Source organism: Kangiella sp. TOML190 (assembly GCF_023706045.1).
In the GTDB taxonomy this organism is placed as follows: Bacteria; Pseudomonadota; Gammaproteobacteria; order Enterobacterales; family Kangiellaceae; genus Kangiella.
Genome location: NZ_BQYL01000001.1, coordinates 1845451 through 1860681, shown reverse-complemented (window position 1 = coordinate 1860681; position 15231 = coordinate 1845451). Strand labels below are relative to the sequence as shown.

The 15231-nt window shown below is 41.6% G+C and carries 12 protein-coding genes; 2 read left to right on the top strand and 10 right to left on the bottom strand.

Features of this window, described 5'->3' with window-relative positions:
- Nucleotides 1-107: 107 nt before the first annotated feature.
- Nucleotides 108-1193: an alpha/beta hydrolase gene (locus NFS34_RS08895; protein ID WP_251359687.1), complete on the bottom strand. Its 1086-nt coding sequence runs from the start codon at nucleotides 1191-1193 to the stop codon at nucleotides 108-110.
- A 286-nt stretch (nucleotides 1194-1479) separates the two neighbouring features.
- Here NFS34_RS08895 and NFS34_RS08890 point away from each other — a divergent pair, with 286 nt between their 5' ends.
- Together NFS34_RS08890 and NFS34_RS08885 are read left to right on the top strand one after the other, a co-directional pair.
- Nucleotides 1480-2202 (top strand): SDR family NAD(P)-dependent oxidoreductase, encoded by a 723-nt coding sequence (locus NFS34_RS08890; protein WP_251359686.1) that lies wholly within the window; start codon nucleotides 1480-1482, stop codon nucleotides 2200-2202.
- A 53-nt stretch (nucleotides 2203-2255) separates the two neighbouring features.
- Nucleotides 2256-3824, top strand: coding sequence for a cryptochrome/photolyase family protein (locus NFS34_RS08885; protein ID WP_251359685.1), 1569 nt, complete (start codon nucleotides 2256-2258; stop codon nucleotides 3822-3824).
- Nucleotides 3825-3876: 52 nt separating this feature from the next.
- On the opposite strand, the gene NFS34_RS08880 is transcribed toward NFS34_RS08885, so the two are convergent.
- The 9 genes from NFS34_RS08880 to prpB form a co-directional block, all read right to left on the bottom strand.
- Nucleotides 3877-4305 carry an organic hydroperoxide resistance protein gene (locus NFS34_RS08880; RefSeq protein ID WP_251359684.1) on the bottom strand — a complete coding sequence of 143 codons (429 nt, stop codon included), beginning with the start codon at nucleotides 4303-4305 and terminating at the stop codon, nucleotides 3877-3879.
- A gap of 144 nt (nucleotides 4306-4449) precedes the next feature.
- Nucleotides 4450-6135: a hypothetical protein gene (locus NFS34_RS08875; RefSeq protein ID WP_251359683.1), complete on the bottom strand. Its 1686-nt coding sequence runs from the start codon at nucleotides 6133-6135 to the stop codon at nucleotides 4450-4452.
- 145 nt (nucleotides 6136-6280) lie between these two features.
- Nucleotides 6281-6697, bottom strand: a complete 417-nt coding sequence (gene arfB, locus NFS34_RS08870) for an alternative ribosome rescue aminoacyl-tRNA hydrolase ArfB (RefSeq protein ID WP_251359682.1) — start codon at nucleotides 6695-6697, stop codon at nucleotides 6281-6283.
- A gap of 37 nt (nucleotides 6698-6734) precedes the next feature.
- Entirely contained in the window at nucleotides 6735-8051 is a 1317-nt protein-coding gene (locus NFS34_RS08865; RefSeq protein WP_251359681.1) for a DUF3644 domain-containing protein, read from the bottom strand.
- 170 nt (nucleotides 8052-8221) lie between these two features.
- Nucleotides 8222-8890, bottom strand: coding sequence for a methyltransferase (locus NFS34_RS08860; protein WP_251359680.1), 669 nt, complete (start codon nucleotides 8888-8890; stop codon nucleotides 8222-8224).
- A 137-nt stretch (nucleotides 8891-9027) separates the two neighbouring features.
- Entirely contained in the window at nucleotides 9028-10251 is a 1224-nt protein-coding gene (gene prpF / locus NFS34_RS08855; protein WP_251359679.1) for a 2-methylaconitate cis-trans isomerase PrpF, read from the bottom strand.
- Between the two features lie 95 nt (nucleotides 10252-10346).
- Nucleotides 10347-12953, bottom strand: a complete 2607-nt coding sequence (gene acnD, locus NFS34_RS08850; RefSeq protein WP_251359678.1) for a Fe/S-dependent 2-methylisocitrate dehydratase AcnD — start codon at nucleotides 12951-12953, stop codon at nucleotides 10347-10349.
- Between the two features lie 90 nt (nucleotides 12954-13043).
- Nucleotides 13044-14195 (bottom strand): 2-methylcitrate synthase, encoded by a 1152-nt coding sequence (prpC, locus tag NFS34_RS08845; protein ID WP_251359677.1) that lies wholly within the window; start codon nucleotides 14193-14195, stop codon nucleotides 13044-13046.
- Nucleotides 14196-14324: 129 nt separating this feature from the next.
- Nucleotides 14325-15203, bottom strand: a complete 879-nt coding sequence (gene prpB, locus NFS34_RS08840; RefSeq protein ID WP_251359676.1) for a methylisocitrate lyase — start codon at nucleotides 15201-15203, stop codon at nucleotides 14325-14327.
- Nucleotides 15204-15231 lie beyond the last annotated feature (28 nt).

Here is a 15231-nt window from a genome sequence, read left to right as displayed (position 1 = left end):
ATATTTATGATTAACTCGAACAAACTACCTAAGCCTAGCGGCTTTGTAACTATAAGTCCTTGAGTTAGTTAACAAAGTTTGATTTCTTAGGATTATAGAAAAAACCGCTATTTTGGCTTGTAGGTGTTGTTATGGCTTTGATAAACCAAATTCGTCAGCAAATTTTCAGCGGCAAAAAGCTTACTAAATAAACGCTTGATCGCGAGATTCTTTGAAGCCGTTTTTTTATCAAAATAGGAATGACTATTGGCCACGCCTTTTAAGCCGGTAAAGTCTATATAATAAGTGTTTTTTGCTGTTAGGTTACGCAGATAATGGCCCAGCCTAGCCCTTTGTTCCTCACCAGGTTTTCTGCGCGACCATGACAGAGCATAATCGTTTGCATTGATTAAAACATAAACGCCTTTACGCGCTCTAATTTTTTCTACCCAAGCTTTATGGTTTAGATTATTGGCATCTGCTGCAGCCAAAATAACATTGTCAAATACTAGGTTCCGTGATTCCGCGAGGCTGCTGTTCAAGGCATGTTTCAATACATAATTACCCATGCTATGACATAACAAAGACACCGATAAACTGCATTCTTTTTCCAATAGTTTTGCAACTAACTCACGCTGCTTGGTTAAATTATCGGAATGTTTATTTTTAGCTATAATGGCAATCCTATCGCGCATCGCCTCGGTCAACAGCGCATAATAGTGTCCAACTATATCGATAAAGCGATTAAGCGCATCCTCAGAAGCCCGCGCATCACGCTTATCGGCCAAATACGATAAGGTTCCAGACATGGCACCGCCACCGTTAGCTGGCCAGCTAAAAGGGGTCACTATCACATTATAAAGTCGCTCAAGCTCGCGAGCGCTGCTGTAAATATCCTTGATATCATTATTGTAACCATGCACATAAATCAAAACGTTTTTACAGTTTTTGGTAGCTTGGTCAAAGGTTTCGCAAGCAATTCTTAACGGAACAAAGTGCTGCTGATTCTCGTCGATGGATAAATGGTATTTGGCTTTTAAGGCAGCCACTTCGCTTTTTGGCAAAACATCATCGAGCAACTCAACGCTAGGTTTAGTCACCCCAGTTATCGACACCGCCGAGAGCTCATTTGGCCCTAAAGCATTGGGATGTTTGGTAAGCTTTTTATAGCCTGACTGGTTATCGTCAAAAGCACGATTAGTTACAAAATACATCTTAAAATCCTTCTAAATCAAATCTATTTCCACAGTTAAAACTTAACAGAAATCAACGAATCATGTTGTGAACTTAATCAATGCAAATATGCATCAAAACGCGATTTTATCTGAGCTTTAAGGGCTTACTACCCATATATCAACGTTTTATTCACGCGCTGTGAGTTACATTTTTTAATATTAACTTTTTAGTGTTGTGTAATACCCCCAAAAAAAGCACTACTTTATAGCGCCGCCAGGCGCTTTTTTTTAAACATTTGCGATAATTTACAACAGCGGGGAGTGAATGAGTAGTTATCTGATCTTTGGCGCCAGTGGCGGTATTGGCGGAGCTTTAAGCAAACTCTGTCTGAATAAAAGAAATAAACTTGTCGCAGTCAAACGAGCCAAGCAATATGCACTATTTCAAGATAACCCCAACTTAACTTCCGTATTACTCAACCCGCTTGATGAGCAGCACTTGCAGCAACTGGCAACTGATATTGCCGGCGAAAAGGTAACTCGCATCATCAATTGCTGCGGACTACTACACGGTACAAACCCGCCCATATCGCCAGAAAAGCGCATTGCCGATTTTAAAACCTCCGCTTTTCTATCGATAATGCAAGCTAATACGCTCATAACACCGCTAATAGCTAAACATTTATTACCATTGTTTGATAAACGCCAAAGTAACATCTTTGCCGCTATTTCTGCAAGGGTTGGCAGCATAAGCGATAATCGCCTGGGTGGCTGGTATTCCTACCGCGCCTCGAAAGCAGCGCTCAACCAGATCATCAAAACCTTGTCTATTGAATACCAAAGAACCCATAAGAAAACCGCCATTATTGCACTGCACCCCGGCACCACTGATACTGAGTTGTCCAAACCGTTTCAATCGAATGTGCCAAAAGATAAATTGTTTAGTGCCGATTTTAGCGCACAAAAACTCTACAGCATTATCGAGAATTGTAGTCATAACGATAATGGTAGCTTTATTGCTTGGGATGGCAGTTCGATCGAATGGTAACCTTAGTATCTGCTAGCATCAGCTTTTAATGGCATGATGATAAAAACTAAGCGATGACAAAAAAATACAAAACTCTCAGACTGATCCTTGGCGATCAGCTCAATGCGAACCACTCTTGGTATCGAACATCGTCTAATGATGTCTTGTACCTTATTGCTGAACTTAAACAAGAAGCGACTTACGTAAAACATCATATTCAAAAACTGTGTGCCTTTTTTAACGCTATGGAGCAATTTGCTAATGCACTAAAAGCTTCAGGTCATCAATTATTGCACCTAAATCTAGAACAAACTAAACAATACCAAAATCTACCAAATTTACTCGAAAGCTTGTGCCAACAATATCAAATCGAAAGTCTTGAATACCAACAACCGGACGAATATCGACTGCATCGGCAGCTACATAATTTAACTATTCAAAATTCAGTAACTAAAACTCCCGTCAAGATCCGCTGCTATGACTCTGAGCATTTTTATCTCGCACCTCATGAGTTTAAAGACTACATCAAACCCAACCACCATAACCGAATGGAAAGCTTCTATCGTAAAATGCGCGCTCGCTTTAATATTTTGATGAAAAACGATAAGCCCGAAGGTGGTCGTTGGAATTTTGATACACAAAATCGCAATAAATTAACCCAACAAGATTTATCAGAAATTCCTCAACCAAAAATCTTTACCACCGACATACAAAACATCAAACAACGGATTGATAAGCATAAAATCCCTTACTTTGGGCATATTGATGAAACCTTATTGTGGCCCAGTAACCGCAAGCAAGCGTATCAGTTGCTCGAACACTTTTGTAAATATTGCTTGCCCCACTTTGGTACTTTTCAAGATGCTATGACCCAAAACCATGAAGCGGCTTGGACTCTTTACCACTCGAGATTATCCTTTGCCTTAAACAGCAAAATATTAAGCCCTAGAACGGTTATCAACCGAGCCATCGAGGCATATCGTGCCGATCCAACTATTGATATTGCCCAAGTAGAAGGTTTTGTTCGACAAATTCTTGGCTGGCGTGAATACGTCCGCGCAGTTTACTGGCAGAATCAAGACGCCTATTCCAGTGCTAACTTTTTGAAGGCTAAGGCTAAGCTTCCTGATTATTTTTGGCACGGTAAAACACGGATGAACTGTATGTCTCATGCTATAAAACAATCCTTAGACTTTGCCTACGCTCATCATATTCAGCGCCTGATGATTACCGGTAACTTTTGCTTGCTTACCGGAATCGACCCGGCTCACGTAGATGAGTGGTATCTTGGTATTTACATTGATGCGATCGAGTGGGTCGAAATGCCCAATACCCGCGGCATGAGTCAATTTGCCGATGGTGGCTGGGTAGCAACCAAACCCTACTGTTCCAGCGGTAATTATATTAATAAAATGAGCGATTACTGCAAAGATTGCCATTATGACGTTAAGGCTAGAACCTCGGCAGACGCTTGCCCTTTTAACAGTCTCTATTGGAATTTTTTAGACAAACACAAAGACAAACTGGCAAAAAACCCACGGCTCTCCATGCCCTACCGTAATTGGAATAAGATGAATCAAGACATGCAAACAGATATTATCGATAAAGCCCAAGATCTGATGCTTCACATCGAAGAGCTTTAAACCCAAGAGAAACAAATCAATTGATTTTATTGGGCTTAAAGCTTACTAATGCTTAGGCTAGCGAAAGCTTAACATCAATATTATTGCGCGTAGCGTTGGAATAAGGGCAAACTTGATGCGCCTTTTCCACTAACTCTTGTGCTTCCGCTTCTGCTAAACCAGGCAGTTTTACAGCCAACTCGACCGTTAACCCAAAGCCGCCAGCCTCGCGCGGGCCAATACCGACAGTTGCCGTAACGGTAGCATCAGGCGCAACTTTTAATTCAGGATTTTGCGACTGCACAAATTTCATGGCGCCAATAAAGCAAGCCGCATAACCCGCTGCAAACAATTGTTCAGGATTATTACCCTCGCCGCCCGCACCGCCTAACTCTTTTGGTGTCGCTAAGTTTACTGAAAAAGAATCGTCCAAAGTACGCGCAGAACCATCGCGGCCACCAGTAGCTACCGCAGAAGTTTGATATTTAACATCAACAGACATAATCATTCCCTATAATTTTATAATTAGTAATAAACAGCAAATTCTACCGACTCTGTGAATAACAGCAATTTAAAGAATAAAAACCGTCCATTAACAATTTCTATTCGCGACTTTTAAGCGTTTGTTGACCTCGCTCCGCAAACTTTAGCATGCACCATACTTTAAGATACCCCTGCAATTTTGAAGCGCCGTTTTCTGTGGACACTGGGGATTCATATCACGCCATTTGGTTTCTACATATGGACCATCTTTTTTCTTACGGCAAGAACATTTGACGTGACTGCCACCGTTAGCTTTCCACTCCGTCACACACTTCTCGCAGCTTCGTTGATAGCCGCCTGTAGGCATTTTGGGGGTAAAGCCACTATCAACCAGATGGATATTGTTATGCAACTCGGAACGGACCTTGTTGTAACATTGCGGCTGATTCGGATCTTCGCCACACTGCGCATCCAGCACTGGCTTTAGCCATAAATCATTGAGCATAGTTTTATAGCTAGCGTCTGAAGGTTTTTGACAAATATCCAAAGTTTTCGAATCGCTAATCAGTGGATAAAAAAGTCGATAATCAAATTGACTGAGTTTATTCTCGATAATCTGAGTAGTTTGCGGACAATTGGCATCGCCCGACTTTATTCTAGTGTTCATTCGCAAAGCCTTTTGGTCACAGCTTTGCGGGTTGCTCATACTTGAAACCATTTGCTTAGAGCAGGTTTCTAAAGCTTTAAAAACACTCTTATTAAAGTCTAAAATTTCATCCTGCTTATCGGCTAAGCACTGCTTCGAGACGGCTCTTTCCCATTTAGATTTGCTGGTCAGGGAACCATCTCTAAACTGTCCCAAAGTATCCCAAACCGAGTTTAAATCACGATATAACCGTGCCGCATCAATCGCATCTTGAACGACTCCAAATCGATAGCTACCGCTATTGGGAATCAAAGAAGCATAGGAAACTACGCGGATCCGAATCGCCGCATCATTCTTGAAAACTTCGTGCTGAAAGGTATCGACCATATTTTTCATGCTAGAAATATCAGACAGTTTTAACTCTTTACCATCAGTCCCAACCGCTTGATAGCTGGCGCTAAACTGAGTGTTCTCGCTACTTTCAACACTACTAATAAACCCATCGACACTCACATCAAACGCGCCACCGGAACCTTTTAACGAAGACTCTAACTTTTTCTTACTTTCCTCAGAGTGTGACTCTAGCACAGCCAATACATTTAATCGGCCGCCATAATAAATATCGGCAACAAAGCCATCCCCGCACTGACGAAAAAACTCCTTTGGATCACTTTTTAGCAAATCAATATAATCTTGCTTAACACGAATATCGTTATACCGAGCCGCCATAATCGCATCGTCTAATTGAGTATCTGAAGTAGTAAAACTTAACGCCTTATCTGTGCTACCATGCAAAGAATTAGCACGCGTCTCAACCCCTACATGACCTGAAATATTGGTATTTTCAAAGTTTACCGTCTTACTTTGCGCATACTTGGCAGAACCCTCAGCTTTATAAATCAAACCACGATAACTGGCCGATGCATTAAGACCAAAACCATCTTCAATATCGCTTTTTGAGTGAACCAGTCGAAAGCGCCCTCTATACCTAGGATTTTTTTGCTCTGTCTTCGTTTCTGAATAGCTATCAGCCTCTAAACACGTGGCTCGCCCTGCACTGATGTCATTTTTTATACTATCCCAACCAACTGCTAACTTAGCACCCGGCTGATATTCAAGCATTTGATATTGAGTGCTGGCTTCCAACGAAAAACACCAGCAAAGAAAAGAAATAAAGGTAATAACAGAAATATTGCGACGCATCTTTGCCTCCAAACGCTCGAATCAAGCGCAGCTTCCTTACAAAGTGAAACTCCAAACTAATCCAATTTAAATATTATTGCTATCCATAGAGTCACAGTACGAAAAAAAACTAAAAAGCGTAAACCGCTTTAAACAATGGCTAAAACTAATACTTTAACTTGGCTCTAAGCGATTTCTTTTGCTGATTACGCTTCTTACTTTCAAGGCGGCGTTTTTTAGAACCGAGGGTTGGACGGGTTTTGATCCGCTTCTTTTGAGTTTTAATCGCGCTTTCAACAAAAGCTTTTAAACGATTTATTGCATCATCACGATTTCTGGCTTGAGTCCGATGGGTTTGTGCCTTAAGAATAAACTCACCATTAGCGGTTAAACGACTATCTTTAACCGCCAATAGCTTTTCTTTATAGTGTTCAGGAATTGAGGAGTTCTTAATATCCCAACGCAAATGAATCGCACTCGATACCTTATTCACATTCTGCCCGCCCGCTCCCTGCGCGCGAATAGCGGTAAACTCAAGTTCTTCAGAGTTGATGTAAAGGTTATTGTTTATAACCAAATTCACGATTAATACTTCTTAATCAAATCTTGTAATGCCAAACTTATCGTACGTTATTTTTAAAAGAATGAGAATATGACTTTTTGCAATCGGCCAAGTAGCTTTCATTAGACATTATTTTTTTAACTGCAGCTACAATAGCTTTCTCTGAGTAATAATGAAGCTCAGGATTTGAGTTCTTATAATGGAATTCATTGTTTCCTTTTTTCCAACAATTTTTAAATACAAGAGAACGAAAACAATGCTGGTTAACCTCTGGCTGGTTGGTTTGTTTATTTCTAAAAGGAAGGTGAAGCCTTAATTTTTCTTCATCATATTCTTTTAATCTCTTGTTTATTTCCTCGATAGCCTTACCACAAAGATATGGGTGTGAGCGCTCTCTATCTACTGGTTTTTCAATAATCATCGCATCTTTAAGACCTTCAACTCCTTTGTCGGCTGTTGACAAAGTTATAAAAGCCCCTGACTCATCCTCTGAATCTTTAGCAAAGACAAGCTTTACATTCAACGGAATTGCAAACTCAACATCGTTATTACTATTAACATCATCAGACAAACCTTCAATTAACTCTATAATCTCTTCTGCAGAGGCACCATATAAGTTTCTTAGCGTTGAAATTTTAGGTTGATTGAAGTCTCCCACCAATGAAATCATTCCAGCGTTTATATTGTTAAAAAAAGGCTGTTCTGTAAAGTCTTCGAAATGTTTTGAATAATTTAATACTCCAGATTGAAAAATTCTTGACAATAAGCCCTGTATTTCTGGCATCAATAAGTGTACGGCCCTATCCCTTAAGTCTGTAATTTTTAAAATGTTAGCTTTAACTTTACTGTTATTTTCAAATACTTGGTCTAAACAAGCTCTCAAAGATATTGTTTCTTTTATTTTTGCTTTTTTGCTTTTCCTATATATCGCATCTTCACAACTATTCTCCATTATTTGAGCTTTCAATAATTGTTCCCATGCAACACAAAAGCACATTACAAAAGAGTCCATCTTATTTTCCAAAGAAGGACGATTATATAACTCTAAAGCTAACATCATGTTTTCTTTGGATTTTTTTAATAATGCTTTAGACAATAAGTGCTTGCAATTGTGACCTAAAGCCCTTCGATGCTTACTCTGTGATAAAAGCTTAGAAAATTCAACTTCTGTTAAATTAACAGTATTTGAAGCTTCATATAATCCATTGTTTTCACTCAAGAAATCTGAAAGCTGACCTTTATTCCAATATGTTTTAAAGGTGCTTTCTGTCCATTTTGTAGCATCCAAAATTGCTTTTATATAAAATTTTTTTGACTGTTTTTCTTTGGTTTGTAAAAGTTCAAGTAAGCCTGAGTGAGATTTTGGTATTTTCATAGCAGTCCCTTTTTTAAAGTATTCTTACAAATAAAAAGCCGCTTAACAAGCGGCTTTTTAATGCAAATTTGCATTAAAATCAAGGTGTTAGCTGACTTTACTCGAAAAGCACTAAAATATTTCCTTCCATTAAAACTTTAGCACTACAGCCTATTATTAGCTTATAAGAATCAGCCTGATAAGGGCTTACAGCGAATATAATTTAAAACCCTACCTTTAAAACTCGTATGGGATTGTTCTTCCTCATCCAGTTTGCGCTGGCTGTGCTGAAAACCTAGTTTAACCATAGCATTACTAAACTTTGCATGGTTACCACGGCCTGGATCTACCACAATCACTTCGCACTCAGGTTTCGCGTGTAACTCTATAAATTGTGATAACAATTCAATATGCTCAACTTCGTAGAGTAAATCGCTACCAATAATAAGATCAAACTTACCTAAACTAGTATCTAAATCATTCCAGTCAGATTGTTCAAAAGGAATTTCATCGCCCGAATTTAAAGAAGCGTTAATTTTAAGAAAGGACTCAACTTCGGGATGATAATCAGTGGCACTAATATCCGCTGAGCGCTGATTAAGCACCAAGCTAGCTAAACCCACACCACAACCAACTTCTAAAATACGTTTTCCAACAATGTCTTGCCGAGCCATTAACCGAGCTAGAACTTCGCCTGACGACCATACAATACCGAAAAGAGGCCATTGAGCGGAAGATATACCCAAGTTTTTAGCGATATTTTCATCATCGGAAAATTGCTGCCTGTCCCGTAAACTGCGCACATGGATATCGAGGTCATCGATCTCGAAGGTTTGGTAACGAACTCGAAACTTACTCATATACTAATAACCGTTGGTTTGAATTAAACGCAACAAGTTAAAGTACTGTTCGCTACGCAAAGTGTTCTACCTTACAGACTTAACAATAAGATAGCCATTAAAACTAGCTACTATAACGTCATAATCTAATGAGCTATTTATTCGAATGGTACTCGAATATTTCCTTCCATTAAAACTCTAGCGCTGCGGCTCATAATGACTTTTTTAGCTTTCCATTGGCCTGTTCCTATGGAGAAATCCTCTTCGACTTCGGCACCAACTTTAAGCGTGCCTGAGGGATGACCAAATCTAACTGCATCGCGCTCTCCGCCACCAGCAGCTAAATTGACTAGGGTTCCAGGGATTGCTGAAGCGGTTGCGATTGCGACTGCAGCTGTGCCCATCATGGCGTGGTGCAATAAGCCCATGGATAAGGCGCGGACGTTTAAGTCGATGTCGCTTTCTGATATATCTTTACCGCTAGAAGAAGTATAGGATTTTGCAGGTGCAACAAAAGCGACTTTAGGCGTGTGTTGGCGAGTTTTCGCTTGTTCGATGTCAGTGATTAAGCCCATAGCAATCGCGCCATGGGCACGGATCTTCTCAAACATAGCTAAGGCTTTGGCATCACTGTTGATATTGGTTTGTAGCTCTGTGCCATTGTATGCGCCCTTTTCGCCATTGCCGCCATTAAATAAAGCTTCTGGTAACTCATCGGCGTTTAGAAAGATGGTTGGAATGCCTGCGGTAATCATGGTGGCGTTAAAAGTACCCACTTCTGGTACTTCTAATTTGTCCACTAGATTGCCCGTTGGGAACATGGGCGTATCGCCAGATACGGGTTCAACGAATTCGATTTTCACTTCCGCTGCGGGGAAAGTGACGCCATCCAGTTCAAAGTCGCCGGTCTCTTGAACTTCTCCATTAGTAATGGGCACATGGGCAATAATGGTTTTCTTGATATTGGCTTGCCAAATACGCACCACGCAAATACCATTCTCAGGAACCCGCTCAGGATCGACTAAGCCACTACTAATGGCAAAAGAGCCTACCGCCGCGGTTAAATTACCGCAGTTACCGCTCCAATCCACAAAAGGTTTATCAATCGACACCTGACCGAATAAATAATCCACATCGTGATCGGGAACAGAGGCTTTAGAAACAATCACCGTCTTACTGGTACTCGAAGTCGCCCCGCCCATACCATCGGTTTGCTTACCATAAGGATCAGGACTACCTATAACGCGAAGCAACAAACGATCGCGTACCTCGCCAGCGACCTGTGCCGCTTCTGGCAAATCGGTTAACTTAAAGAAAACACCTTTAGAAGTACCGCCTCGCATGTAGGTGGCTGGGACTTTGATTTGGGGCTTATAATTCATAAATAAACTCTAATAATTTGTACGAAATGTTGATTCAGAAGTGCGGAATTTTAATTGTTAGCACTTCTAACACAACTAAAGATTAAAATAACCACTTATGAATTAGCACTTAAGAAATCGTTGGCAAAGCGCTGAAGCACACCGCCTGCATCGTAAATTGATACTTCTTCAGCGGTATCTAAACGTGATTTCACAGGGATCTTAACTTGTTCGCCATTTTTACGCGTTACAACTACCGTCATTTCTGAACCTGGGCTGATTTCGCCTTCAACGTCGAAAGTTTCTGTTCCGTCGATGCCATAATCTTTGCGAGTTTCGCCATTAGTAAATTCTAATGGTAAAACGCCCATGCCGATTAGGTTAGTGCGGTGGATACGTTCAAAGCCTTCAGCGACAATCACTTCTACACCTGCTAGACGAACGCCTTTGGCCGCCCAGTCGCGTGAAGAGCCTTGACCATAGTCAGCGCCAGCAACAATAATTAGCGGCTGTTTGCGCTCCATATAGGTCTCAATCGTTTCCCACATACGCATTTCTGTGCCTTCTGGCTCAAGACGCGCTAGCGAGCCTTGTTTAATCTCACCATTTTCATCAAGTACCATTTCATTTAACAATTTCGGATTCGCGAAAGTTGCGCGTTGCGCGGTTAAGTGATCTCCACGGTGGGTTGCATAAGAATTATAATCTTCTTCAGGCAAGCCCATCTTATCCAAGTAAGCACCTGCGGCACTCGATTTTTGGATTGCATTCGATGGTGATAAATGGTCAGTAGTGATGTTATCGCCAAGTACGGCTAATGCACGCATACCTTTCATAGTACGCTCGCCTGCTAGCGCGCCTTCCCAATAAGGGGGACGACGAATATAGGTGCTCATTTCACGCCAGTCGTAAAGCGGATTAGACTTCTCGCCCATATCAACATCGACGTTAAACATTGGTTCATAAACTTTGGCGAAATGTTCTGGCTTAACGCTTTGTTTAATCACAGCATTAATTTCTTCATCGGTTGGCCAAATATCTTTTAGCGTAATTGGGTTACCGTTTGCATCATGACCTAATGGATCTTTTTCGATATCAAAACGAATCGAACCTGCAATAGCGTAAGCTACAACTAATGGCGGCGACGCTAAGAAAGCTTGATCCGCGTGCGGGTGGATCCGGCCATCAAAATTGCGGTTACCGGAAAGCACCGCGGTAGAATATAAATCGCGTTCGATTATTTCTTTTTTGATTTTTGGATCCAGCGCACCACTCATGCCATTACAAGAAGTACAAGCATAAGCCACAACGCCAAAACCTAATTGCTCAAGTTCGGGCAATAAATTCGATTCTTCTAAATACAAAGTTACCGCTTTCGAGCCTGGCGCTAACGAGGTTTTAACCCACGGTTTGCGAGTTAAACCCAGTTTGTTAGCGTTACGCGCGATTAAGCCAGCGGCAATCATGTTGCGCGGATTTGAAGTATTAGTACAACTGGTAATCGCAGCAATAATACAAGCACCATCAGGCATTAAGCCATCTTCTGAGCAATAAACACCACCACCGTTTTCAAGAGCAATACCCTTGTCAGCTAGTTCTTTAACTGCAACCCGTGCATGCGGGTTTGATGGACCTGCGATGTTCATGCCAACAGAAGCAAGGTCAAAAGTTAATACGCGCTCGTACTCGGCATTGACCATATTATCAGCCCAAAGGCCGGTTTCTTTAGCGTAGTGTTCAACCAGCTTCACTTGCTCTGCGTCACGGCCTGTGAGTGTTAAATAATCAATGGTTTGCTGATCGATATAGAACATGGCTGCAGTCGCGCCAAATTCTGGAGTCATGTTAGAAATGGTTGCGCGATCGCCAAGTGTTAATGCGTTAGCACCTTCGCCATAAAATTCTAAGTAGCTTGAAACGACTTTTTCATTGCGCAAAAATTCGGTTAAGGCCAAAACGATGTCAGTTGAAGTTATACCTGGTTGCGGCTTACCTTTTAGTTCAACACCAATAATATCGGGTAGACGCATATAAGAAGCACGACCCAGCATCACACTTTCCGCTTCCAGACCGCCAACACCTACAGAGATAACACCTAACGCATCAACCATAGGCGTGTGGCTATCAGTACCGACTAAAGTATCTGGAAACGCTACGCCGTCTTTAACTTGTACCACTGGCGACATACGCTCTAAATTGATTTGGTGCATAATGCCGTTGCCTGGCGGTACTACGTTGACATTTTTAAAAGCAGTTTTACACCAATTAATAAAGTGGAAACGATCTTCGTTACGACGGTCTTCAATCGCACGATTTTTCTCGAAAGCATTTTCTTCGTAACCCGCGTGCTCCACTGCTAGCGAGTGATCCACGATCAATTGAGTTGGTACCACTGGATTAATCTGCGCAGGATCACCGCCCTTTTCCGCAATCGCATCACGCAAACCAGCTAAATCTACAAATGCCGTTTGACCTAAAATATCGTGACAAACTACCCGCGCTGGAAACCAAGGAAAATCCAAATCAGTTTTGCGATAAATAATTTGCTTTAGCGAATCAGTTAAAGTCTCAGGACTGCACCGACGCACTAAATTTTCCGCCAAAACTTTTGAAGTGTATGGCAGCTTGTCATAGGAGTCAGGCTCAATGGTTTCAACCGCTTCACGGGTATCGAAATATTGTAAATTGCTATTTGCTAATGCTTTACGGTAATTGGTGTTCATACTTTCTTTTCCGTCATTCCCGCGAAAGCAGGAATCTATTGTATTGCTTTTAAAAGAAAATTCCCGCTTTCGTGGGAATGACAAACTTATCTATCTTTTTTCAATTGGAACGAACTCAAGGTTTTCTGGCCCATAATAATTCGCACTCGGACGAATAATTTTACCATCAACGCGTTGCTCCATAACGTGAGCTGCCCAACCTGTGATGCGTGAACAAACAAATATAGGGGTAAACATTGAAGTAGGAATACCCATCTTGTTGTAAGACACTGCTGAGAACCAATCTAGGTTCGGGAACATTTTCTTTTCGTCCCACATGATAGTTTCTAAACGCTTTGCAACATCGTATAGTTTCATGTCGCCCTGCTCTTCAGAAAGCTCTTTAGCAACTTTCTTAATTACTTCATTACGAGGATCGGAAACCGTATACACTGGGTGTCCAAAGCCGATAACAATTTCTTTGCGCGATAAACGCTCTTTGATATCCGTTTCCGCGTGATCCGCTGAGTCATAACGCATTTGGATATCTAAAGCCACTTCGTTTGCACCACCGTGCTTAGGGCCACGCAAGGCGCCGATACCACCACAAATTGCTGAGTACATATCTGAACCAGTGCCTGTAATAACGCGGCTAGTAAAAGTCGAAGCGTTGAACTCATGCTCTGCGTATAAGTTTAATGAAATTTGCATCGCGCGTACCCAAGAATCTGGGCATGACTCGCCATGCAATAAATGTAAGAAATGGCCAGCGATTGAATCTTCGCCCGTTTCTAGATCGATGCAAACGCCGTTGTGTGAAAAGTGATACCAATACAATAACATGGATGGGAAAGATGCCATTAACCGATCGGCAATATCTTTCGCTTCGTTCATGGGCTGGCTTTCGCGCTCTGGCAAAACCGTTCCTAGCATCGAACAACCGGTGCGCAATACATCCATTGGGTGGGCGTTTGCTGGAATTAATTCTAAAGCGTCTTGAACTAATGCAGGCAAACCACGCAAAGCTTTTAACTTACGCTTGTAGTTTTTTAACTCCGCGGCGTTTGGTAACTTACCGTGAATTAATAGGTGCGCCACTTCTTCGAACTCACAGGCTTCTGCTAAATCTAAAATATCGTAACCACGATAGTGTAAATCGTTACCGGTACGACCTACGGTACATAATTCGGTGTTACCCGCGGCAACGCCAGAAAGTGCTACTGACTTTTTTGGCTTGGGTAATTTTTGTTCTTGATCTGACATTATTAACTCCTGACTTAATCCTACATTCTAAAATCTAAATTTTGTTGCGTCATTGCAATGCCAAGCAATCTCGTGAGATTCAAAATCTTTGTGGGATTACCACGAGGCTATTGCCGCTCGCAATGACATCTATTTCTCTTTACCTTCCGAAAATAAGCTATCTAATTTTTGCTCATACTCGTGGTAGCCTAAATGCGCATATAACTCTTCGCGCGTTTGCATAATATCGACCACATCGCGCTGATGACCATTGGCTAATACGGATTTATAAAAAGTCTCAGCCGCTTTGTTCATGGCCCGATATGCACCACAGCAATATAGAACTATATCAACACCCACATCGCCAAGCTCTTCACAAGAGAATAATGGCGTCGCGCCAAACTCGGTAATGTTTGCTAAAATTGGCGCATCAACTTGTGATTTAAAGGTTTGGTAATCTTCTAGAGTTCGCATCGCTTCGGGGAAGATCATATCGGCGCCTGCTTCTAAACAAGCATTAGCGCGATCAATTGCTGACTGCATACCCTCAACCGCTAAGGCGTCAGTACGTGCCATGATGACAAAATTTTCATCGGTACGCGCATCTACAGCTGACTTAATCCGGTCCACCATTTCTTGTTGCGAAACGATTTCTTTGTTGGGCCTATGGCCACAACGTTTAGCCGCAACCTGATCTTCCATATGGAAACCCGCAGCGCCGGACTTAATCAAAGCACGCGTAGTACGCGCAATATTAAAAGCGCCACCAAAGCCAGTATCAATATCGACAATTAATGGCAAAGAACAAACGTCAGTAATACGACGAATATCCACCAATAAATCTTCAGCGGTTGAAATACCCAAATCAGGCATACCCAAAGAGTTAGCTGCAACGCCACCACCTGAAAGATACACCGCTTTATGCCCTACCGCTTCAGCCATACGCGCTGCGTAAGCTGTAATAGTACCCATTAATTGTAGCGGATGGTTTTCTGCAACCGCTTGACGAAATTTTAAACCTGCACTCATATTTAATTCTCTATATTGTTTTACGTTG